The sequence below is a fragment of the Parvimonas micra genome (assembly GCF_037482165.1).
Classification (GTDB): domain Bacteria; phylum Bacillota; class Clostridia; order Tissierellales; family Peptoniphilaceae; genus Parvimonas.
On the sequence record NZ_CP148048.1, the window covers coordinates 772264 to 797246 of the forward strand.

The 24983-nt window shown below is 25.9% G+C and carries 22 protein-coding genes; all 22 read right to left on the reverse strand.

What is annotated here, in order from left to right:
* The 22 genes from ffh to mgtA all read right to left on the reverse strand — a co-directional run bounded on the left by ffh (position 1) and on the right by mgtA (position 24664).
* Entirely contained in the window at positions 1–1344 is a 1344-nt protein-coding gene (gene ffh, locus WFJ11_RS03760) for a signal recognition particle protein (protein ID WP_029949038.1), read from the reverse strand.
* A gap of 12 nt (positions 1345–1356) precedes the next feature.
* Positions 1357–1710, reverse strand: coding sequence for a YlxM family DNA-binding protein (gene ylxM / locus WFJ11_RS03765; RefSeq protein ID WP_009372500.1), 354 nt, complete (start codon positions 1708–1710; stop codon positions 1357–1359).
* Positions 1711–1837: 127 nt separating this feature from the next.
* Positions 1838–2818: a signal recognition particle-docking protein FtsY gene (gene ftsY, locus WFJ11_RS03770; RefSeq protein WP_009372372.1), complete on the reverse strand. Its 981-nt coding sequence runs from the start codon at positions 2816–2818 to the stop codon at positions 1838–1840.
* Between the two features lies 1 nt (position 2819).
* Positions 2820–6356, reverse strand: coding sequence for a chromosome segregation protein SMC (smc, locus tag WFJ11_RS03775; RefSeq protein WP_338816917.1), 3537 nt, complete (start codon positions 6354–6356; stop codon positions 2820–2822).
* Positions 6346–7425: an elongator complex protein 3 gene (locus tag WFJ11_RS03780; protein WP_009372445.1), complete on the reverse strand. Its 1080-nt coding sequence runs from the start codon at positions 7423–7425 to the stop codon at positions 6346–6348. Before WFJ11_RS03780 ends, smc begins: the two co-directional genes overlap by 11 nt.
* On the reverse strand, positions 7418–8134 hold the full coding sequence (gene rnc, locus WFJ11_RS03785; RefSeq protein ID WP_009354264.1) for a ribonuclease III: 717 nt from the start codon (positions 8132–8134) through the stop codon (positions 7418–7420). The genes WFJ11_RS03780 and rnc overlap by 8 nt, the downstream gene beginning before the upstream one ends.
* A gap of 11 nt (positions 8135–8145) precedes the next feature.
* Positions 8146–8367 carry an acyl carrier protein gene (locus WFJ11_RS03790; RefSeq protein ID WP_338816919.1) on the reverse strand — a complete coding sequence of 74 codons (222 nt, stop codon included), beginning with the start codon at positions 8365–8367 and terminating at the stop codon, positions 8146–8148.
* 2 nt (positions 8368–8369) lie between these two features.
* Positions 8370–9362, reverse strand: coding sequence for a phosphate acyltransferase PlsX (plsX, locus tag WFJ11_RS03795; protein ID WP_338816920.1), 993 nt, complete (start codon positions 9360–9362; stop codon positions 8370–8372).
* A gap of 254 nt (positions 9363–9616) precedes the next feature.
* Positions 9617–11434 (reverse strand): aminotransferase class I/II-fold pyridoxal phosphate-dependent enzyme, encoded by a 1818-nt coding sequence (locus tag WFJ11_RS03800; protein WP_338816921.1) that lies wholly within the window; start codon positions 11432–11434, stop codon positions 9617–9619.
* A 13-nt stretch (positions 11435–11447) separates the two neighbouring features.
* Positions 11448–12491 carry a DUF1015 family protein gene (locus WFJ11_RS03805; protein WP_338816922.1) on the reverse strand — a complete coding sequence of 348 codons (1044 nt, stop codon included), beginning with the start codon at positions 12489–12491 and terminating at the stop codon, positions 11448–11450.
* A gap of 165 nt (positions 12492–12656) precedes the next feature.
* Positions 12657–13802: a recombinase RecA gene (gene recA, locus WFJ11_RS03810; protein WP_323987853.1), complete on the reverse strand. Its 1146-nt coding sequence runs from the start codon at positions 13800–13802 to the stop codon at positions 12657–12659.
* A 14-nt stretch (positions 13803–13816) separates the two neighbouring features.
* On the reverse strand, positions 13817–14359 hold the full coding sequence (gene pgsA, locus WFJ11_RS03815) for a CDP-diacylglycerol--glycerol-3-phosphate 3-phosphatidyltransferase (protein ID WP_009372395.1): 543 nt from the start codon (positions 14357–14359) through the stop codon (positions 13817–13819).
* Positions 14343–16667 carry a DNA translocase FtsK gene (locus WFJ11_RS03820; protein ID WP_338816923.1) on the reverse strand — a complete coding sequence of 775 codons (2325 nt, stop codon included), beginning with the start codon at positions 16665–16667 and terminating at the stop codon, positions 14343–14345. The genes pgsA and WFJ11_RS03820 overlap by 17 nt, the downstream gene beginning before the upstream one ends.
* An 11-nt stretch (positions 16668–16678) precedes the next feature.
* Positions 16679–17110 (reverse strand): dUTP diphosphatase, encoded by a 432-nt coding sequence (gene dut / locus WFJ11_RS03825; RefSeq protein WP_293439712.1) that lies wholly within the window; start codon positions 17108–17110, stop codon positions 16679–16681.
* A 66-nt stretch (positions 17111–17176) separates the two neighbouring features.
* On the reverse strand, positions 17177–18316 hold the full coding sequence (locus WFJ11_RS03830) for a hypothetical protein (protein WP_293439710.1): 1140 nt from the start codon (positions 18314–18316) through the stop codon (positions 17177–17179).
* A gap of 1 nt (position 18317) precedes the next feature.
* Complete coding sequence (locus tag WFJ11_RS03835) at positions 18318–18860, reverse strand: prepilin-type N-terminal cleavage/methylation domain-containing protein (RefSeq protein ID WP_293439708.1); 543 nt, start codon at positions 18858–18860, stop codon at positions 18318–18320.
* Positions 18838–19173, reverse strand: coding sequence for a PulJ/GspJ family protein (locus tag WFJ11_RS03840; protein WP_293439706.1), 336 nt, complete (start codon positions 19171–19173; stop codon positions 18838–18840). The genes WFJ11_RS03835 and WFJ11_RS03840 overlap by 23 nt, the downstream gene beginning before the upstream one ends.
* Positions 19163–19585, reverse strand: coding sequence for a type II secretion system protein (locus WFJ11_RS03845; protein WP_009372760.1), 423 nt, complete (start codon positions 19583–19585; stop codon positions 19163–19165). Before WFJ11_RS03845 ends, WFJ11_RS03840 begins: the two co-directional genes overlap by 11 nt.
* Complete coding sequence (locus WFJ11_RS03850; protein WP_338816925.1) at positions 19578–19922, reverse strand: prepilin-type N-terminal cleavage/methylation domain-containing protein; 345 nt, start codon at positions 19920–19922, stop codon at positions 19578–19580. Before WFJ11_RS03850 ends, WFJ11_RS03845 begins: the two co-directional genes overlap by 8 nt.
* A 131-nt stretch (positions 19923–20053) precedes the next feature.
* On the reverse strand, positions 20054–21289 hold the full coding sequence (locus WFJ11_RS03855; RefSeq protein WP_338816926.1) for an aminopeptidase: 1236 nt from the start codon (positions 21287–21289) through the stop codon (positions 20054–20056).
* Between the two features lie 74 nt (positions 21290–21363).
* Positions 21364–22002, reverse strand: coding sequence for a CPBP family intramembrane glutamic endopeptidase (locus WFJ11_RS03860; RefSeq protein WP_293439699.1), 639 nt, complete (start codon positions 22000–22002; stop codon positions 21364–21366).
* Between the two features lie 130 nt (positions 22003–22132).
* Positions 22133–24664 carry a magnesium-translocating P-type ATPase gene (gene mgtA, locus WFJ11_RS03865; protein ID WP_338816927.1) on the reverse strand — a complete coding sequence of 844 codons (2532 nt, stop codon included), beginning with the start codon at positions 24662–24664 and terminating at the stop codon, positions 22133–22135.
* Positions 24665–24983 lie beyond the last annotated feature (319 nt).

A 24983-nucleotide genomic window follows, 5' to 3' on the forward strand; every position in this document is an offset into this window, starting at 1 on the left:
TTATTTAAAAAAAGGTAAACCGAATTTGCCTTTTTTCTTAGCTCCTTTAGTCATGTCTTGCATTTTTTTCATCATTTTTTTACTATCTTTAAATTGCTTAAGCAATTTGTTAAGATTTGTAATACTAGTTCCTGAACCTTTTACAATTCTTTGCTTTCTAGAATTATCAATAATATCCGGATTTTCTCTTTCTTTTTTTGTCATTGATAAAATCATTGCTTCAATTTTATCAAGCTCTTTTTCATCAATGTTAACATCTTTTAGCATTTTAGAGTTCACCCCGGGCATCATAGAAAGTAAATCTTGTAACGGTCCCATATTTCTAACCTGTTGCATTTGACTTAAAAAATCATCCAATGTAAAACTTTGCTTTCTAATTTTTTCTTCAAGTTCTTTTGTCTGCTTCAAATCAAATTGCTTCTGAACTTTATCTATTACAGATAAAATATCTCCCATTCCTAAAATTCTAGATGCCATTCTATCAGGATAAAATTGCTCTAAATCATCAAGCTTTTCACCTACACCAATAAATTTAATGGGTTTTCCTGTGATAGCCTTAATAGACAAAGCAGCTCCCCCTCTCGCGTCTCCGTCTAATTTAGTCATTATCACTCCGGTAATGTCTAATTCATTATTAAAACTTTCAGCAACATTTACAGCATCTTGTCCTGTCATAGAATCTACTACTAATAAAATTTCTATTGGACTAACTGATGATTTAATAGATTTTAATTCTTCCATAAGTACATCATCTATGTGTAGTCTACCAGCAGTGTCTAAAATAACTATATCTTTTGAATTGGAATTTGCAAATTTAATTGATTCATTTGCTATTTTAGTAACATCTTTACAATCGTCAATAGTAAATACTGGAACATCAACTGATTTACCAACAACTTGCAATTGCTTTATTGCTGCTGGTCTATAAACATCACATGCTACTAGTAGAGGTCTTTTATTTTGTTTTATAAAGTATCTCGCAAGTTTTCCAGCATGCGTAGTTTTACCTGCACCTTGCAAACCACAAAGCATAATAACAGTCGGAGGATTAGAGTCAATTTGAATTTTCTCTTCTTTTTTCCCCATAAGAGCAGTAAGTTCTTCATTTACAATTTTGATAACTTGTTGTGCAGGAGTTAAACTCTCCATAACTTCTTTACCAATTGCTCTTTCTTTCACGTTATTTATAAACTGTTTAACAACTTTGAAATTCACATCAGATTCTAAAAGTGCAAGTTTAACTTCTCTCATTGCAAGGTCTACATCTTTTTCAGATAATTTTCCCTTACCTCTTAATTTATTTAATGCTCCTTGAAGTTTTTCGGATAAATTCTCAAATATCATTCCTGTCACTTCCTATAAATCATTTTCTATAATTTCATTATTTTTCTTTTGAATAATATCAAGAATACTCTGTAAAGAAGAATCTTCTATTTTTGATTTTTCAATTAATAAACTAATTTCCCTTAGACTACTATTTATTTTTTCAAATTTAGAAATTAATTTTAATTCATCTTCATAAAATCTTAATTTTTTTTCTGCTCTACTTAAAATATCTGATATACCTTGTTTAGAAATTCCATTTAATTCAGCAATTTCTCTAAGAGACAAATCTTCATTACAATATTGATCAACAACTTTATATTGCTTCTCGCTAAGAAGTTTGCCATAATAATCAAACAGAACAGCTATCTCAACTATTTTTTCCATAATCACCTCTTAAATGGGTCAAGTTTTTTTCTTGACCTTTATATTATACCATTATATACATATTTGTCAATACTTTTATTAAAAAATTTTTAAAAAAAATTAGCGCATTTTTCAACGCTAATTTTTATTAATTAAATATTGCATTTACAAAGTCTTCATCATTGTAATCTTGTAAATCATCTATTTGTTCTCCAATTCCTATTTGTTTAACCGGAATTTCCATTTCAAGTTGAATTGTGAAAACAACACCACCTTTAGCAGTTCCATCTAATTTTGTTAGAATTACACCATCTATATTTGCTGTTTCCCTAAATTCTTTAGCTTGAATAATAGCATTTTGTCCAGTTGTTGCATCAAGGACAAGTGTTGTTTCCTTACTCGCTTCAGGATATTCTCTATCTATTACCCTGGCAATCTTATTCAACTCATTCATTAAATTTTTCTTATTATGAAGTCTTCCAGCAGTGTCACAAATTAGAACATCTATATTTTTACTCTTTGCACTTTGAATTCCATCATATACAACAGATGCTGGATCAGCTCCTTCTTCATTTGAAATTATTGGAACACCTGCTCTATTAGCCCATTCAGTAAGTTGTTCAGTTGCTGCTGCCCTAAAAGTATCTGCAGCAACAAGCATTACATTCTTACCTTTTGACTTGAATTTACTTGCTAATTTTCCTATAGAAGTTGTTTTTCCGACACCATTTACTCCAACAACTAATATAATAGTTGGTACACCATCTATAATATTAAAATTGTGATTTAATTCTTTTGAAGCTAACTTTGAGTTCATAAGCTCAATTAATTTGTCTTTGATTAAAGACGGTTCAGTAATTTTTTCCTTTTTAACAATTTCTTTTAAATCATCTATTAGTTCCATTGTAACATTTGCTCCAATGTCAGCAGATACTAAAATATATTCCAATTCTTCAAATAATTCTTCATCAATTTTTTTTGACATAGAAAGTAAGTTATCTATCTTGCTAGATAAATTATTTCTTGTGTTTGTTAAACCTTTTTTTAATCTTTCAAAAAAATTCTGTTTTTTTTCAACAACTTCTTCGGCTTCATTTTCTTCTTTTTTCTTTCCAAAAAAATTAAACATATTATTCATTCTCCTTATTAAAAGTCATAGAAACTATTTTACTAACACCCTTTTGTTCCATTGTTACACCATAAATCATATCTGCCATTTCCATAGTAGGTTTTCTATGAGTTATCATTATAAATTGAGTTTCCGTTAAATAATTCTTCAAATATTCAACATATCTTAATATATTAGAATCATCTAATGCAGCATCAACTTCATCTAAAATACAGAATGGGGATGGTCTTGTTTCAAAAATCGCAAATAAAAGCGCTACTGCTGTTAGTGATTTTTCTCCTCCAGACATTAATGACAAAGTTTGCATCTTCTTTCCTATGGGTTTAGCTATAATATCTATTCCACAATTTAAAATATCTTCACTGTCAAGTTCAAGTCTAGCTTCGCCACCGTTAAATAAAATTTTAAAAATATTTGAAAAATTCTCATTAATAGTTTTGAATTCATTAATAAAAGTCTTTTTCATAGTATTTTCTAATTTTAATATAATTTTATTTATATCTTCTATAGAATTTTGTAAATCTATTTCTTGTTTTTTTTGAAATTCAAGTTCATTTTTTACCTTTTCAAACTCTTCTATGGAATCATAACTAAAAGAGCCTAATTCTCTTAAATCTTCTTTTAGCCTTTTCAATTCTTCTTTAGTAAAATGCTCATTCTTATATAATTCCATTTTTCTTTCACAATCTTCCAAAGTTAAAGAATACTCATCGCAAAGTCTATTGATTAAATTTGAAAATTGTTCTTTTAAATTTGATATCCTAAGTTCATTTTTCTCAATTTCTTTTTCTAAAGTTAAAGATTTTTCACTTAATTCAGAATATCTTTTTGAAATTTCTTCATTATCTAATATCAGTTTTTTCCTCAAATGAGTATTTTTACTAATAGAATTATTTAATTCATCAGTCTTTAAATTAAATTCTACATTAAGTTGTTCTATCAATTCGATTTCAGATAAATTATTCTTTAGTTGTAACTCGGATTCTATTAACTCTGATTCCTTTAGCTTAAGTTTACTCTCATTAGAATTCTTATTTTCTAACAAAATATTTTTTGAATTATCTAAAATATTTATATCTCTTTCAATTGAATCTAAATTATTTATAACAATTATTTCATTTTTTTCCAATTCTAAAACAAGATTCTTCAATTCATTTATTTCTAAATTGTATTTATCAATTTCATCATCTATAAGAATACTTTTCTCCTTATAAAGAATTAACTCTTTTTCTTTATCAGAAGTAAAACCTTGATGATTTTCTTTGTAATTATTTATCTCGTCAATTTTTTCAGTAATTTTTCTTACATCAAATTCATTTAAATAGATAAGCTTTTGCAAAGAATCAATTTTTAATTTTACATCTTCTTTTTCACTTTTCAGATTATCTAAATTTTCTTTATTTGACTGTAAATCAGTTTTTACACCAGAAATTCTATTTATATTATTCTTTAAGCTAGTTTCTAAATTTTCAATATCCGATAAAGCCTTTGCTAACTGCTGTTTCCTACCAATTATAGAAAAAGAATTTTTACTAGATTTATATCCTCCGGAAATGGAACCCCAACTATTTATAACATCACCATCTAGCGTAACTATTCTAAATTTATGTTTAAACTTGTTAGATAATTTTATTGCGATATCCATATTTTCACATATTACAGTATTCGCTAAGAAATAATCGACTATATTTCTATAATCATCATTACAAGTTATTACATCATTAGCAAAAGATAATATGTCTGAATCTGTAATATTACCACGCTCTTTTGTAGAAAATATTTTTGAAATAGGAAAGAAATTTAGTCTTCCAATTTTATTAGTTTTTATTTTCTCAATTATTTTTTTAGCTTCCAAATCATTATGAACAACAATACCTTGTAAATTTGAAGATAAAACAGTATCAATTGCTTTTTTATACTTCTCTTCAACAGAAATAAGTTCTCCCAAAGTCCCACAAATCATCGACTTTAACTCAGTTTCTCTATCACAAAGTTTAAATAAATCTTGAACTGATTTACCATATCCTTCATAATTTCTAATATAATTTTTTAACATAATAATTTCTTTATTCTTATAATTTATCTCATTATTTATATTAGAAACCTGATTATTTAAAGAAATAAGTTCTTTTTCTAATTCTGATATAAGTTGTCTCTTTTCATAAATAGTTAAATCAATATTTTGTACTTTTTGATTATTTGATTCTAAAAGTGAATTATTCTCAGATAATTTTTTTTCTATATTTTCTTTTTCAATATTTAATTTAGTTACTTCTTCAGTATTTTCTTCAATTTTCTTTTTTATGCTATCAGTTATAATTTCATTAGCTCTTTTTTCAGTTTCTAAATCGCTAATTTTATTTTCAATTTTCTCTTTTTCTAGGAAGAATTTATCTAGAATTTGAACTTTAGAACTCAAAAGTTCTTTGCTTTTTGATAATTCATTCTTTACCTTATTTTTGTCATCGATATAATTTTTTAAAATCGAATTTTTTTCAGAAATTCTTTTTTCCTGTTCTGATATTTCAAAATTAATTTTTTCTAAATTATCGATATACTCCTGTTTTAATTTTAAGGATTGTTCATTATTTAATCTTATAAACTTATTTCTTTCAATTAAAACATTTTTTTTATTAGTAATCTCATTTTTTTGGTTATTTATTCTATCCAATTCAGCAGAGTCTTTTTCAATAACATTAGTTATATTATTGAGTTCCTCTTTTAATGGTGAAATTTTTAATTTTACATTTTCAAATTCTTTATTTATATCAAGTAATTCTTCTTTATTGATTTCTAAATTTTCTGAAAATTTATTAAAATTACTGTTTAAATTGTTATAATCTTTATATGAAATAGAAAATTCAGCCTTTTCAATGTTCTCTAATAGAGTAATACCTTTTTTAGCCTTAGTAGATTGTCCTTTTAGAAATCCATATCTATTTTCATTTTGAATAATTATATCTCTTAGTCTCGTTAAATTATCTTTAGCTTTGAATAACTTCTTTTGTGATTCATTTTTCTGGTATTTAATTTTTGAAATACCTGATGCCTCTTCAAAAATGGCTCTTCTATCATCTGACTTTCCATTTATAATTTCTTCAATTCTACCTTGACCAATTATTGAATAACCTTCTCTTCCTACACCAGTATCTAAAAATAATTCTCTAACCTCTTTCAATCTTACATTGGATTTGTTTATAAAGTAATCACTTTCACCAGTTCTATATAATTTTCTTGAAATAGTTACTTCTTTAAAATCGATAGGTATTACATTATCTGAATTATCAAAAGTTATACTAACAGTTGAATAATTCTTTTTAATTTTGGTATCTGTTCCGGAAAAAATAACATCTTCCATTTTGCTACCTCTTAAGGTCTTAGCGCTTTGTTCTCCTAAAACCCATCTAACAGCATCAGCAACATTACTTTTCCCGCTCCCATTTGGTCCAATTATCGCTGTTATATTAGTCTCAAAATCTAATTTTATCTTATCAGCAAATGATTTAAAACCATTTATTTCAATGCTCTTAAGTCTCATCAATTCTCCTTAAAATATTTTTATTAAAATAATAATCTATAAAATCATTCATATAAACTATATTTTCATTAAATTTTAAAATATTTTTCTCTAAAGTAAGAGTTTTTATTTTTATATTAATATTATATTTTTCTTTAAAATATTTTAAATTTGATCTTTTGTTTCCAACAATTTTTGAAACTTCTGAATTGTTACATTTAATAGTAATATCATCTTTAATATCAAAAAAACACATATAATACTCTATAAAATCCCTATAAACTGAACTTTCAACAAGTTCTCTAAATGCAGGATGATATGGTCCAGCAACTATATCTACATCTTCAGAAATGTTATCACTACTCTGTAATCCAAGTCTTATAATAGGAATATTGTAATATTTAAAAATAACATAAATATATTTACACAAACAAATAGAATCTTCAAGACTCATTGGTATATATTCTTTAGAATAATAAAGTCTTTCCAATTCTGTATCTTTTATAGTAAGTGTAGGATACACCCTAACAAAATCTGGGTTTATTTTACATATTTCAAAAGCAGTGTTTACTACTGTATCTATGGTATCTCCATAGAGTCCAACCATCATTTGTAATCCTAATTTGATATTATATTTTTTTATAAGAGATGATGACTCATAAACACATTCTACATTATGACCTCTGTTATTTAAATCCAAAGTACTCTGAGTCATAGATTGGACACCTAATTCAATTGTATGAACTTTGTATTTAATTAAAATATCAAGAATTTCCTTACTAATATAATCTGGCCTTGTTGATATTCTTATAGAATTTACAAAGTCTATATCAATATAATATTTTGCTATTTCAAGGTATCTAATCATTAAATTCTTATCTAATCCTGTAAAACTGCCTCCATAAAATGCAATTTCAATAGGAATATTTTTATTCTTAAAATATGAAATATAGTTTTCTATATTTTTACGTATATCAACTTCATCAAGAACATCAACAAAATTTGTTATCTTTCTTTGATTACAAAATATACAGTCATGAGGACATCCCATATGTGGAACAAAAATTGGAATTATATTAAACTTATTCACTAATAGCTCCAGTTTTTATTAATGCATCTCTGGCTGCTTGTTGTTCAGCTTGTTTTTTATTTTTTCCAGTACCATATCCCTTAACAATATCATCAACATTTACACACATATCAAATTCTTTGTCATGATCTGGACCACGTTCTGCTACAAGTGTATAATTGATTTTTGTTGAAGCATTCTTATGAAAATATTCTTGCAGATAGCTTTTATAGTCTTTTATAAAAATATTTTTATTAATTTTATAAACTACAGTGTCAAAAAAATATTTATTAGCTATTTCAATAACAACATCCATACCACCATCAAGGTATAAAGCTCCAAAAAGGGCTTCAAAAGTATCAGCTAATATACTATTTCTATCTCTTCCACCGAAATGATCTTCACCTTTTCCTAATAAAAGATATTTACCTAAATTAAAAGTCCTTGCCGCATATGAAAAAGATTCTTCACAAACAACTTTACTTCTTATTTTAGTTAAATAACCTTCATCTGAATTTGGAAATTGGCTATATAATTCAACACTTACTACAAAACCTAAAATAACATCCCCTAAAAATTCTAATCTTTCATTAGAAACAGTAACATCTTTGCATTCATTTAAGTATGATCTATGAACAAATGCTAAGTTAAGTAAATCTAAATCCTTAAATTTATAACCAATATTTTCCATCAATTCGGATAACAATTCTTCTCTTTCTTTAGTAATCATATAATTACCTCTTATATATTATTTTCAATATATTCTACTAAGTCTCTTACAGTAACAATTGAACGAATTGTATCCTCATCTAATTCCAGATTATATTCATATTCAATATCCATAATGACACTTAATATTTTTATAGAATCCGCTTGTAAATCCTCTCTAAATTTAGTATCTAAATTTATTTCCTTACCTTTAAACGCATTTTGTAAAAATTCTTTTATCTTTTCGAAAACCATTACTAATCTCCTTTCTCAATTTTTGCTTCAATTTTTTTATTTACGTCTTTATTTATATAATCAACCATTGAAGTTATACCAGAAACAACTGCTTTTTCATCACTACTACCATGCCCTTTAAATACAACCCTTTTTAATCCTAACATAGGACAAGCACCATACTCTTTATAATCTAAAGTTTTCTTTAATTTTATCATTGGTGACTTTATTAACATACCACCAATTTTCCCTAAAAAAGATGACATTAATGCTTTTTTCATATTAGTAAGTATAAACTTTACAGAACCTTCAATAGTCTTAAGCAAAACATTTCCATGAAACCCATCACATACTACTACATCAACTTCACCATTAAAAATATCTCTAGATTCGATATTACCAACAAAGTTCATGTCCTCTTTTTCTAAAACAGAATATGTCTCTTTTAAAATTTTTGTACCTTTTCCGTTTTCACTGCCTATATTTAATAATGCAACTTTTGGGATTTGTTTATCTAATGTTTCTTTAGCATAGATATTCCCCATTATTGCAAATTGCTTTAATATTTCAACAGTACACTCGATATTAGCACCAATATCTAGTAAAATCATTTTTCCTTTATTTGTTGGTAAAGTTATTGTTAGTGCAGGTCTTTCTACATTTTCCATTCTTTTTGCAATAAGAAGTCCTGAAACAAGCACAGCTCCAGTACTTCCGAAAGAAATTAATCCGTCAGCTTCCCCATTATCTAATAATTTCATTCCTAAAACTATAGAAGCATCTTTTTTTCTCCTTACCGCAAAAGTTGGTTCTTCAGTATTCAGAATATATTCTTCAGTATCTATTATTTCTAATCTATTTTTTAAATCATTATCAATATTTATTTTTTCTATTATTTTTTTTGGCCCAATAACTATAAAAGATAAATCTTTAAGGAATTTACTTGTTTCGATTACTCCATTAAAAATAGTTTCAGCTCCTTTGTCTGATCCTAATAAATCAACTATTATTTTCATAATTACCTCCAATATTAATTCAATTTAGTATATCATATTTACACATTTTATACAAATATTTTGCATTATAACCGTATTTAAAATAATTTTTTATAAAAATTTTAAAAAATATATACCATCATTTATAAATAAGAACCCACTTCTCCATGATGTTTCAAATTTGCTGGGTAACTGGGGACCTTGTTGTGTCACAATAAAAAAACAGTAAACATAAAATTTACTGTTTTTAAAAGTATTTTAGTTTTATATTATTATCAACAAAATTTATAATAATCTTTAATCGCTGCAATAAAACATTCATTATCCTCAGTATTTCTGACTGCTACTCTAATAAATTCTCTATTTTCTAAATTAATTTTTGAAGTTAAATCTTTTATAAAAATATTATAATTATCAAGCATTCTTGCGCATAATTCTTTAGAATTTCCTTTTATTAATTCAATAGTAAAATAATTTGCTTGAGAAGGTATAACTCTAAATTCTTCAATTTTATTTAATTTGTCTAAAAATATTTTTCTAGCATTTTTTATTTCAGTTAATGCATTAACATAATTTTTTTTATATTTATCATAAATTTGAAGATAATATTCCGCAAATGAATTTATATTCCAAATTGAAACATCTTTTTTTATCTTAGATATTAATTCTGAATTTGAAGTAGCTACAACTCCTAATCTAATACCTGGTACTCCATAAGATTTTGAAATACTCTTTACAACAATAAAATCGTCATATAAATTTAATAACCTATCATCTAAAAATGTTGAATTTTCTTCTTCAGCAAAGTCAACAAAACTCTCATCTAAAATAAATTTAATTTTTTTATCTTTAGCCCAGTCAATTAAAGTAAGAATATCTTTCTTACAAATATAATTACCGGTAGGATTATCAGGGTTTATTAAAACTAACGCTTCTATATCTTTGTCAGAATAAAATTCAATTATGTCTTTAGCGGTATAAGAAAAATTGTCATTTTTTGGAATAAAAACTATTGATTTGTTACTATTATGTCTATTAGGATATTCTTCAAAAGTAGGTCTTATAAATCCAATATTTCCATCTATTTTTTCTATTACTGATTTTATAAGTTCAGCAGCGCCATTTCCAACTACTATATTTTCTTTTTTTATATTAAAAATTTTTGCAGCAAGACTAGAATTTACATCTAATCCTGATGGATATTGCTCAAGTAGAACTTTAAAATTATATTTTAACTCGTCTATCATTTTCTTAGGAGGAAAATATGGATTTACAAGATAACAAAAATCTAATAATTTAGGATATCTCCAATATCCTCCAAATCTATTTTGATATTTTTGAAGTTTTTCATCTCCATTTGAAAAAATTGAGGAGGCAATATTAAGATCTTGTTCATCATCAATTTCATACCATTTAATGTCTTCTGAAATTACTTTTGCGGATATATGATTTTTACCTAAATCAATAATTGTCTTTAAAACCGCTTCATAATAATCATTTCTCCCATTTGCACTCATATATGCTTCTAAAAAGGGAAAATAAATATTTTTTGAAAATTCCTTTGAAAATTTATATATATTTATAGTTTTATAGTAATCATCTGCTTCTTCAAAATTAAAATCTTTTCCTGGAATAAAATCTATGATTTCTTCTTTCTCATTTATTTTTAGACAAGTTCCATCCATCCAACGTTCAAATTTAGCTACCAAAGCCAAATTTTTGCGTTTATCATCAATGATTTCTACAATCATATTATCATCAAATATTAAATCTGATTCTAATAAAATACTATCTTCTTTAATCATTTCACCTTTAGCAAGAAACATAGAATAAATATTGTTTGTTTTATCATAAATATCATTATTAATAAAAGTTAGTTTAGTTTTAACATTTAATGACTTTATATAATCAATAAAAAATTCACTTTTATACCCAGTAACCACAATAATATTTGAAAGTGATTTATCATCTAATATTCTAAGCATTCTCTCCATTAGGGAAATACCATTTACCTCTACCATCGACTTTGTATTATTCTCTGTTAATTTTTTTAATCTACTTCCAAGGCCTGCTGCCAATATAACTGCTTGCATTAAAATAACTCTCCTATTTATACTTTTTAAAAACTAAAAATGATGGAAATTTTGGAATAAAAAATGTAGACTTTGGTGGTAATATACAAACGTCATTAGCCAATTCCATAAATTCCTCAGGGTCAAGAGGACAAAGTTCTATTAAAACATCATTTTTATTAAGATTTTTCTTAGCAAATAAAATTTCAGTATCTCCAATATACTTAACGTTTGAAAAATTTAAAATTCTAAAAGCTGTGGAAATTATTTGAGTATTCATTCTATATACATCATTATTCCAAAATAAATCATTCTCAGTATCTTTTAGCTTTACTAGAAAAGAATCTCCTTGATATGTTATTCTAACATATCCCTTTTTCAACTCTCCATCATCAAAGACTTCTAAAAAATTATCCATAAATATCTTAGCCTTATCAAAAGAAGTAGCATCAATATCTTTAATCATTCTGTGTATAGGAGATATTGTTACTTGTGAAAAACTTAGAAAGCATGAAAAAACACTATTTTTATTTTTTAACATGGAAGATGCATACAGTCTATGATGCCCATCCGCTACATACATTTGTTCAATACATAAAAAATTTTTTAAAATTTTTTTAGCTTCATCATCAAAAAAAACATACAAATCAATATTATCAAAATGATAATCTTTTTTATACTTTTTATCAGAAATTATTTTTTCATAATCAATCTCTTCTTTATGAACAATAAAAACTGGAGCGGTTTCCGAATTATATATATGATAATTTGAAATCATCCCCTGAATTACATCTGGTAAAACTAATTCATGACACTTTATTTTCTCAGAAACATATTCTTCAATAGGTAAATCTGCAAGAATTCCATAAGAATCATAATATTTAAAAACATAAATGCATTCATTATTTCTTTCTATTATTTGAGAATTTAACTTATCTTTGCTACGTTTAGATAAGAATAAAGTATCATTATCAAAACAAATTTTACTATCATTTATTTTTGCTAAATTTATAAAATCAGAATCGTATAGATTATTAGAAATATTTATAAAACTATTTTTTAATAATTTAATTTTCATAAAAACCTCCATAAGCTAAATGATATACTATAAAAAAAATTGTAATTTAATACTATTATTTTATATTAAACTAGATTTATTATATCATAATAATAGATAAAAATCATCTCGCTTTCATAGTTATATAAAAAAGATGAGAAACTAATCTCATCTTTAGAATGATTTTTATTCAATTATTAAATCGTCTAACAACAATTCTTCTGAATCTTCAATTTCATCATCAACTAAATTTGTTGTTTCAATTTCTTCTGGAACATCTTTCTTTTCATATTCAATTCCATAAGATTCATATATTTTTTCCTTTATTTCTTCTAAAAATGCAGGATGTTCTTCCAAATATACTTTTGCTTTCTCTTTTCCTTGACCAAGTTTTATATCACCACAACTATACCAAGCCCCAGATTTTTTTATAATATTTTTATCAGCAGCCATGTCTACTATAATTCCAAGTTTTGATATTCCTTCTCCAAAAATAATATCAAATTCACAAGTTTTAAAAGGAGGTGCCATTTTATTTTTAACAACTTTTACTTTAGTTTTTGCACCAAATGGTTCACCATCACCTTGTTTTAATTGTTCTGCACGCCTAATATCAATTCTAACACTTGCATAGAATTTTAATGCTCTACCTCCTGTAGTAGTTTCAGCTGGCCCACCACCGGCATAAGGATTAGTTGAAATATTAGATCTTAATTGGTTAATAAATACAACTGTTGTATTAGATTTAGAAATTATTCCAGCTAACTTTCTCAATGCTTGACTCATAAGTCTAGCATGTAATCCCATATGAGAATCACCCATATTTCCTTCTATTTCTGCTCTAGGAACAAGTGCAGCAACCGAATCTACTATTACTAAATCAATTCCTGAGCTTCTAACCAATGCTTCAACTATAGCCAATGCTTGTTCACCGGTATCTGGTTGAGATATAAGTAAATTATCAACATCAACTCCTAATTTTCGAGCATATTCTGGATCTAGTGCATGTTCTGCATCTATAAAAGCTGCTACTCCACCTGTTTTTTGTGATTCAGCAATAATGTGTAATGTTAACGTAGTTTTACCTGAAGATTCAGGACCATAAATTTCAACAATTCTTCCCTTAGGAATTCCACCTATTCCCAAAGCTATATCTAAGTTCATCGCTCCAGTACTTATTGATTCTATATTTATCTTTGGAGCATCACCCATTCTCATTATTATACCTTTTCCAAAATCTTTTTCAATTTTTTCAAGTGCAATAGATAGCGCTTTTTTTCTTTCATCTTTATCTTCAATTCTTTCAAATTTATCAGTTTTCTTTACTGCCATTGCTTCCTCCTATATTATATATTATTTAAATCTAATACTTTCAAATTTTTCCAGATATAATCAACTGCAGATATAATTGTAAATATAACAGATATATACCACAATATAATATCAATATTCAAAGGAATCTTAATTATATCTGTAGAATTCAAAAGAATAAAACTAATTGCAAATAGTTGAGTTATAGTTTTTATTTTTCCATAAATGCTAGCTGATATAACAACTCCATTAGATGCAGCTACTAATCTAAATCCAGAAATTATAAACTCTCTTGCTAAAACAATACAAACCATCCATGCCTCAACTTTTCCAAATTGCACAAGCATAACAAGTGCAGAACATGCTAGTATCTTATCAGCTAGAGGATCCATAAATTTACCAAAAGTAGTTACCAAATTTCTGCTTCTAGCTAAGTATCCATCTAACATATCGGTTAAAGATGCAACTGTAAAGATAAGAAAAGCCAGGATATTATTTATTCCTAAAAACAATAAACTAATAATAAAAATAGGTACTAATAATATTCTAAATAAAGTCAATTTATTTGCTATATTCATCATTATCCCCTCTCATTTTGTCTAAATAATCAAAACCAACTAAAATTTTTCTTGGCTTGCTACCTTCCTGTCTTCCTACTATCATTCTGCTTTCCATTTCATCAATAATTCGACCAGCTCTAGCATAACCAATTTTCATTTTTCGTTGCAACAATGATATTGATGCTGTATTTTCTTCTAAAACAATTCTAACAGCATCATAGAATAAGTCATCAACATCTTCATCTTCGTTATTATCCAAATTAGACATTTCTGATTCAATATTCTTAATAATTTCCTCATCATAACAAACTTCATGAGTCTGTTCCTTAATATTATTAACAACAGCCTCAACTTCGCTATCGGAAACAAAACATCCTTGTATTCTAATAGGCTTTGAAAGTCCAGAAGGATTAAACAACATATCTCCCTTTCCTAATAAAGTTTCAGCACCAGAAGAGTCTAAAATAGTTCTTGAATCAATTTGTGAAGAAACTTGAAATGAAATTCTTGATGGAATATTTGCTTTTATTGTTCCTGTAATTACATCTACAGAAGGTCTTTGGGTAGCAACAATCAAATGAATTCCACATGCTCTAGCCATTTGTGCAAGTCTACATATGTAAGATTCAACTTCATTAGCACTTACCATCATTAAATCAGATAGCTCATCTATAACTATAACTAAATAAGGTAGTTTTTCCAATTGATTACTTTTCTGCTTTTCGTTATATCCTTTGATATCTCTTACTTGATTATCAGAAAACAAACTATAACGTCTTTCCATTTCTCTTACTGCCCAATTCAAAGCAGCACTTGCTTTTTTGGAATCAGTAACAACTGGAATTGCAAGATGCGGAATTTTATTATATATTTTAAGTTCTACTACTTTTGGATCAATTAAAATCATTTTTACATCTTCTGGAGAAGATTTATATATAATACTCATTATTAAAGTATTAATACAAACCGATTTTCCAGATCCCGTTGCTCCTGCAATTAACATATGAGGCATTTTATCAATTGAAGAAACAATTATTTCACCCGATATAGTTTTTCCTAAAGCCATAGGCATTTTCGAATCACATTCTTGATATTCTTTAGAAGATAATATTTCTTTTAAGGATACATTCTCTTTAAGAGTATTGGCAACTTCAATTCCTATAACTGACTTACCCGGAATAGGAGCTTCAATTCTAATGTCTGGAGATGCTAATGCCAATGATAAATCATCAGATAAATTTACAATTTTATTAACTTTAACACCCATATCTGGTTGTAATTCAAAACAAGTTACTGTTGGACCTTTATTAATCCTTACAACTTTTGCACCAACACCAAAACTTTTTAATGTTGCTTCAATTTTTTTGGCTCTTTGTTTTAACGTTTGTTCTGATTCTGTTTCTTTTGTTTTACTTCCTCTTAATAAACTTAAAGGTGGTATTTTATATTCGACTTTTTTTACCTCAAAATTAGATATAGCTATGTCTAAATTATTAGACCCATCTTGAGAATTTTTTATTTTTTCTTTATTATTCTCTATATCGTCATTGGGAAATAAATTAAAACTATCTAACAATTCATCTTTTTCAATTTCATCAATTTTTGTTTCTATATTATTGTTAATATTATCATTATGATCTAAAACTATAATTTCATTATCTTCTTCATTATCAACATTTTCAACAATTTCTAAAACTTCATTATTGGGACTAATTTTCTTTATATCTCTTTTTTCTTTATAGTTTGAATACTTTTCTTTAATTTTTTCTATCAACTTTAAATTATAATTTTTAACGATTTTTAAAAAATCAATAAAACTGATATCCAAAAAAGATAATATTAAAAATAACCCTATTATGAAAGTAAAAATATATAGACCTATTGTTCCAATCATAGCGTTATAAATGAAGCCAAAAATGGCTCCTATATATCCACTACCTTTCGGTACAGTATTTTTTGCCACAGACATTTTAACCGAGAAATTTGTGGAAGAATTATTTGCTAAATCAACAATTGCCATATAATTAGATAATAACAATAATCCTAAAAAACTTATATTTCTATTTTTTTTATTTAATTTCCCTAACAGTATAACAACATATATCATTTCCATTAAAAATAAAAATAGAAAATATGTGCCACCAAATAAGCCCTGAAAAATATTTTTTATAATATTTCCTAAAAACCCTGTATTAGCAAAAAAAGAAAAAATAATAAAAAAAGAATTTAACAAAAATAATACTAAAACAGTATTTTTAAAAACTTTATCTTCTTTACTATAATTTATTTTTTTTGTTTTTGATCTTGTTTTCCTCTTTTTCTCCATCTTTTCTCCTACTAATAACCAGTATGTCCAAATCCGCCATTATTTCTATCAGTATCAGATAGTTCTTCTACAAGTTTAAAGTCAACACGTTCATATTTAGTAATAATCATTTGAGCTATTCTATCATTATTTTTTATAACATAATCTTGATTAGATATATTAACTATAAGAACTTTTAACTCTCCTCTATAGTCGCTATCTATTGTGCCAACACCATTAGCCATTGTAATACCATGTTTTAAACTCATCCCACTTCTAGCCCTAATTTGGCCTTCGTATCCTAATGGAATTTCTATATATATTCCAGTAGGAACTGCAATTCTTTGCATAGGTTTTATAATCAAATCTTCATCTAAATTTGCTCTTAAATCAAAACCTGAAGAGCCATCCGTAGCATAAGATGGATTTTCATTTTTACTTCTATTTATAATTTTAATTTCCATTAAATAATCCTCCAAATATACAATTTTAACAGTTATAGTATAACAAATTTATTGTATTTAAGCAAACTACTTAATATCATTTTTTTCCATTTTTTCCAAGTAATAATCATCGCTTATTTTTATAAATCTAGCTGTTACATCTAGTATTTCAGGTAAAAATTTATAATCACTTTTTATTTTATACTTTGAGAATAAGACTCCTTCAATATAAAAATCAAATTTTTTATTCTCGGAATTATTAACTATTACTCCTTGTACTTTGGGTATCTTATTGGTTACTATTATTTCACTTGTACTATTAATTTTAACATTACTATAAATATCAACATTTTTATTAAAATCAAGATATAATTTATTTTTAACGTCTATATTTATAATGCTGTACTTATAATCCTTTATAAAATCAGAACTTTCTACTAGAAACAAGTTTATAAAATCATCTCTTGAACAATTTTTAAAATCATCTATATCACATAAATTTATATCTAAATTATCAACAGTAACCTGCTTTAAATCCAAATAACTTCTTAACAATTTTTTATACTGCTCATTATACACAAAATAAATTTTATCTTTATAATCATATATTCTTAAATCATCAGTATAAGTATTTTGTATCTCCTGAGTAAATATTCTATTATATAATTTAGAATAATCTTTATTTAAATCAAAGTAAAAATCATTATTTAACAATTTAGTATTTTCGTCAATATAATTTTTTACTTGTTCATCAAATATATAATTCTCTATTCTATTTTTATCTACAAATTTATATTCAATTAATTCATTATAATTTTTTACTTCAAAAAAAATTTCGTATTGACTTACATTATATTTTTTTGATTTATTACTCTTATCGTAAAAATTCAGATTTTTCTTTATACGCTTACTTGTTAATGTTATTTCATAGGTATCAAAATTATTCTGAAAATTTGTAATATTATTCACATTTAATAAATCTTTAAAATTTATTTTTACATTAAAATTTTCCCTATTATTTAATTTACTATTAACGAAATTTAAAGTAGCTTTAGTATTTAAAATTTCCTCTAAACTAATTTCATTTATTTTTTTAGAAATTAAATTTTCTTTCGAAATCTTATGATTATTAGTAAAAATAGTTCTATAATATATTGAAAAAAATACAACTAATACTAAAGAAAATATCAACAAAACAACTGGCATAATATACGACTTACGTTTCATATCAATTTCCTCCTGACAAGTAATTAAATTTTGAATTTTTTAAAAAGATATATTTTGAATATTCTTTACCATTAAATGAGACCTTTATAACTAAGTAATTATCAATTCTTTCCACTAAAAAAAAATCTAAATCATTTATCAACAAATTACTTCCATAGTATGTAGAATTTAAAATGTCTTTAGATATTCTACGTATTTCGTACTTACTACCATATTTTATTATTTTATATGTAATTTTATTTATTTTAGAAACCGTATGTCTATTATTTTCACTCAAAAAAGAATTATATCTATATCTTTTCAGCTCTATTTCATCTGAAGTTACTTTAGTCTCTAATGAATCAGAAATTTCTTTTTCTATATAATTCATTGCGTAATTAATTTGTTCTAATTTCGAATAATTTTTTCTTTGATTTAAGTTTAAAAAATAAGTACCATAAAAAATATGAATACAACATATAATAATTATACTTGAAACTACTATTGTTATCAGAAGTTCTAATAATGTAAATGATCTTCTATTATTTTGATACATAAAATTCATATATCTTCTCCACATTATCTTTTTGATAAATCTTTATATTATAAAGTTCTCCAAAATCAGAAACTTTAACTTCAAATTTTTCTGAATTGACATTCTCTAAAATAGTTTTATTATTTTTGATATTACTCTTTATAAGTACAATAGTAGTTTCAATTTCTGATAATTCATCAATTTCCTTAATATTAGCTTTTTGAATTTGTAAAAAATTATTAATTCCTGATAATATATACAGACTTATTATAGATAGAACAAAAACCGCAAAAATACATTCAACTAATGTAAATGCTTTATTTTTTAAATAATTATTTTTCATTTTTTATCACATTAACAAATCCTGTTACAGGTCTAATCCTAATTTCAAAATTTTGTTTATCATATGAGAATTTAAAAGTCTTTCCCACACTTGGAATACCGTTAGTGTTAATTTCTAATTCAATATCATTTAAGATATTTAAATGTTTACAATAAATTTTTTTAAATACAAATTCTCCTGATGATATTTCAAATGTTTCTTTTGTTGAATCTGATTTCAATTTAACAATTTTATTATTTTCTATAGAAAAGACTTTTGCATTTTCTATACTTTCTGCTATTAAGTATAATTCCTCATTGGCAATTGTTTTTTTATTATTTACAAAATTTACTCTAACAACCATTACCATTACAGAAATTATAGCTAAACAAACTACCAATTCTATAAGCGTAAATGACTTTCTTTTAATCATCTTTCTCTACAGGTGGTGTTACTACTACATCTCTATTTTTTATTTCTACTTTATAAGCTGTTCCTTTTATAGACTTTGGCAATTTAGGAATTTCTTTTATGTATTTTTTATTTACTAATTCCTCAGTAATATCTCTATCAGATTCTACTTTTTCCTCTGTTAAATACCTAAGTCCAGCCACTTCTAAAACCTTAACATTTGCTGAATGAGCAGTCTTATCAGCCTTAACTCTTGAATTGTTATATCTAGGAACTGCTATTAAAATAAGGATAGCAAGTATTGCTATAACAACTAAAAGTTCAATCAATGTAAAAGCCTTTTTCTTTACATTATTCATAAAACTAATCCTCCTAAATAAATAATATTTTAATAAGCCCCCCACCCTTCCACGATGCTTTACATCGGGTGGGTTCCCGTGAACCTTGTTATTTCTAAATTAAAAAATTGCAAGAAAAATCCTGCAATTTTTTAATTTGACCAATTTCCGTTAGTAAATACAGGAATTTCTTCTCCAGATTCTGTTATTCCAATTATGTTTAATGTTTCATCTCCAACCATAAAATCGACATGAACTAAACTATCGTTAGCACCTCTTTCTTTTAGTTCTTCTTCAGTCATCTTTTCTCCATCCTTTAAACAAGTAGGATAAGCTCTACCTAATGCTAAATGACAAGATGCATTTTCATCATATAGAGTTTCAAAAAACATTGTATTTGTATTTGAAATAGGTGAGTCAAAAGGAACTAAAGCAACTTCCCCTAAAGATAAAGCGCCTTCATCTGTTTCTAATAAAGATTTTAATACTTCATAACCTTTTTTTGCCTCATAATTAATAACTTTTCCATTTTCAAATTCTAACTTAAATTCATCTATTATGTTTCCATTATAATTTAACGCCTTTGTACTATAAACAACACCGTTTATTCCATCTTTATGTGGGAGAGTAAATACTTCTTCAGTAGGCATATTAGCTGTAAAACTAATACCTTTAGCATTATATCCACTACCAGCCGCATTCCAAACATGGTTCTTTGGTAATTCTATTGTTAAATTAGTACCTTTCTTACTAGAATATTTTAAATATTTGAACTGTTTTTCATTTAAATATTTTGCTCTTCTACTTAATTCACTAATATGTTCTTCCCAATCTTTAATTGAATCTCCTTCTCCTATTCTTGAAGTATAGAAAATCAAATCCCAAAGTTTTTCAACTGCATCTCCTTCTGAAAGATTAGGAAAAACAACTTTTGCCCAAGCTGGAGTAGGCGCTCCCACAACACACCAAGAATTTTTATCTGCCATAAGAGAAGTTGAAAAGTATTTCATAGCCTTAGAGTTTGCAACACTATTTGCTTTAATTTTCTCAATATCTAATCCATCAAACTTATTTGGATCATCGCCTACTACAGAAATAAAAACAGCATTACTGTCAATATAATCTGTATATTGATCTACTGTCCATTGCTTTACCTCAGAAAGCGTTTCAATACTTGCATATTCAAATTTACGTCTTGTAATAATGTCATCTCTCCAAATAACATTAACATCTCCAGCTCCAGCTTTATAAGCTTCTTCTGTTAAAGAACGAACAAGCTCTTTTGCTTCAATATTTGCTCTAATAACAACTAGTTGACCTTTTTGTACATTTGTTCCAACTTTAATAATTGTTTCAGAGTATTTCTTAAGTTTTTCTTTAAAGTCCATAACCTTCTCCTTATATTATATTATAAGTTAATTATACACTATTTTATTAAAAATGCAAACCTTAACAAAACTTTTTATTTTATAAGATATTTTATTAAATCTATAATTAGAATGCCATTAATAATTAAATTACATATTAAATGGGCTGTCATTGATACATAAATATTTCTTGTTTTTATATATGAAATACTAAATGGAAATGCCCATATCATACATAAGAAAATTCCCCACCACGTTAAAGAATGTTCTAAAGCATATAAGAACATAGATAATAGAGATGTTATTATTAATATCTTACTATTTTTAAAAGAAATTAAATTTTTTCTAAAAAATGTTTCCTCAATAATTGGTGGAAAAATAATTGTTGAAAAAGAGAATAATATTAGTTTTAACCAATTATCAGCTCTCAATAAAATCATACCTTTATTAATATTAGGAAATATATTTTCTAAAATAATAGTAAAGTAAAATGCAATAGAAATTAATACTACTGTTAAAATTACTTGTATAAAAAATTTTTTGCCACTCTTGATAGCATTATACCACTCTTTTATAGATAAATCTTTTCTTATATAGAAATAGACAGCTAATAACAAATAAAAACAAAAATTTGTATAAATATAAAATTGTTTTTCTACAATAAAACATGACACTACAAATAAAAGCTCTATAAAGATAGGAACAAAATTATCCTTTATATATTTAGTTTCCATCACATCACCCTCTGTACAATTTTTAACTACTGACTTTATATCTAAAATAGTTTAATACTATTATATCACAAAATTAATATTACTTAATCAAAAAAATAATGGAGAAAAACTCTCCATTATTTTTACTACATTATTTTCTAGAAAATGAATTATATTTATAGAAAAATTTTTTTAATATCTCAGCTGTTAATGCGTATAGTAATGAAACGCCAAGTAAAGATATCAATACCTTAATAGGTAGAGCTATTAATCCTAAATATGAACTTATTGGGCTATATACAATCACAAATAAAACTACAGCTACCCCCATTATAGCAATCAACAATTTGTTGCTTGGCTTACTAGCAAAAACCGGCCTTGCTGTTCTAACAATAAGCATTACCACCATAGCAGAAATAATGGATTCTAATAACCATCCAGTATGAAATAACCTTTCATCGGCCTTGAAAATAAAGAGTAATAATGCAAAAGTTATATAGTCAAACACTGAAGAAATAATACCAAATAAAATCATAAACTTCTTTATAAACTTCGTATCCCATTTAACAGGACTCTTTAACCAATCTTCATCAACAGAATCTGAAGCAATTTGCAATGAAGGAAAATCTGTTAGTAGATTTGTCAAAAGAATTTGCTTAGGCAATAAAGGTAAAAAACTCAAAAACAAACTTGCTCCTGCCATTGAAAACATATTACCAAAATTTGCACTTGTGGCTACAAATATATATTTTAAAGTATTAATAAATGTCCTTCTACCTTCACTTATGCCTGATACCAACACCTTTAAACTATTTTGTAATAGTACTATAGAAGCTGCATCTTTAGCTGTATCAGCAGCGGTATTTACAGATACTCCAACGTCTGCTTGCTTTATAGCAGGAGAATCATTAATACCATCTCCCATATATCCTACTATTTCTCCTGCCTGTTTATATGCCATAATTATTTTTTCTTTTTGATTAGGACTTATTTCAGCAAAAATATCTATATCTAAAACTTTCTTGTTAAGCTGACTTATAGAATATGAATCCAGTTCTTCTCCTAATAAAATCTTTTCAGGATTAAGTCCAATTTGACTGCCTATATTTTTAGCTATAAGACTGTTATCTCCTGTAATCATTTTTAGAGAAACTCCCAATCTATTCATTTCGGCAACAACATCTTTTATATCGTCTTTTAGTGGATCCATAAATAGTAATAGACCTACAAATACCATATCTTCAGCTCTTTGATTTTTAGTTTCTATATCATCTTCTATAAATTTATAGGCAAGTCCTAAAATTCTATAACCTTGACTTGAATATTTATCAAATAAATCTAATATATGTGTCCTAACTTCTTCAATATCTCCACTACTCTTATCTGATTTTTCATAAGTTTTGCATATATTCAGTATGCTTGTTAATGCTCCTTTTGTAACCATTATATTTCTACCATCAAAATCTAGCTCAGTTTTTACAATTACACTTAAAAGCTTACTTTCAAAAGAGTAAGGTATTTCAAATATTTTTTCATATTTAGAAAAATCATTTTTATTTGCTTCTAAAATAGATTGGTCAATAGGATTCGTATATCCTTCTTGAAAATATGAATTTATGGATGCTAATTTGCTTACATTATCTGATTTTTCACCATTACAATCTAAAGCAGAATCAAGATTTACTCTTCCTTGAGTGATAGTTCCTGTTTTATCAGAACACATTACAGTCATTGAACCGAAGTTTTCAATGGCATTTAATTTCTTTACTATAACACCTTGTTCTGACATTCTCTTGGCACCTTGTGATAAGTTTACGCTTATAATAGCAGGTAGCATTTGAGGAGTTAATCCTACTGAAAGAGCTAATGCAAACATAAAAGATTCTAAAAAAGATTTATTCAGAATTATATTAAATAAGAATATAATACCAATTAATAAAGTTGTAACATGAAGTATCAAGTTACCAAAATCTCTTATGCCTTTTTCAAAGTCTGTATCAGAATCTTTTTTATTCAAAGATAAAGTAATTTTTCCAAACTCTGAATCTTTAGCTAGATTTACTATTACTGCCATACCTGATCCGCTTATGACATGAGTCCCCATCCAAAGTGAATTTTTCCTATCAGAAAGTCCCGTATTGCAAGGTAATTTTTGTATAATTTTTTCAACGGGAAAAGTTTCGCCAGTTAAACTTGATTCATCCATTGAAAGTGAATTTTCTTCTATAAGTAGACAGTCAGCTGGAATCATATCACCAGTTTTTATATTTATTATATCCCCTATTGTCAACATTGCATTGTCTATTTCTTCAAAATTCCCATCTCTTAAAACAGAAGATTTTACGCTTACAGAAGAAAGAAGTTTTTTTACTGCGTTATTAGCTTTACTTTCATGACTATAACTTAAAAATGCAGAAATCATAATAATGATTAGTATGATAATACCATCAGAATAATCTTTTAAAAACATAGATAATATTGCTGCAAAAATTAATATCATAATTATAGGACTTTTGAATTGATTTATGAATATACCTAATTTTGAAGATGATTTCTTTTCATCAAAAATATTTTGTCCATATTTATCAATTCTTTCTTCTGCTTCTTTACTTGATAATCCAGATTTATTAGTTTTTAATCGTTTTAATATATCATCTAAATCATAAGACCAGAATTCTTTCATAATATCCTCCTTGTTATATTTTAAACATATTATTAAAAAGAGTGGTGCAGTATGCTTTTAGAACAACTCTTGTCATCTTTTAAAATTAAATAATTACTATATAATGTTAAAATTAAGCTAATAAATAACATTAAAAAAAATGTAAAAAATTAAACTATAATTTTAACAAAATCAATAAAGCATCATGCTGCTCATTCTCCTAAAATGTGTGAATAACTTTGTGTATGGATTCTCTTAATCTATATAAAATATATTACTTATAAATATTTTTTAGAACAAATATTTCAAACAGTCCGTTCTAATTTATATACTATCATAG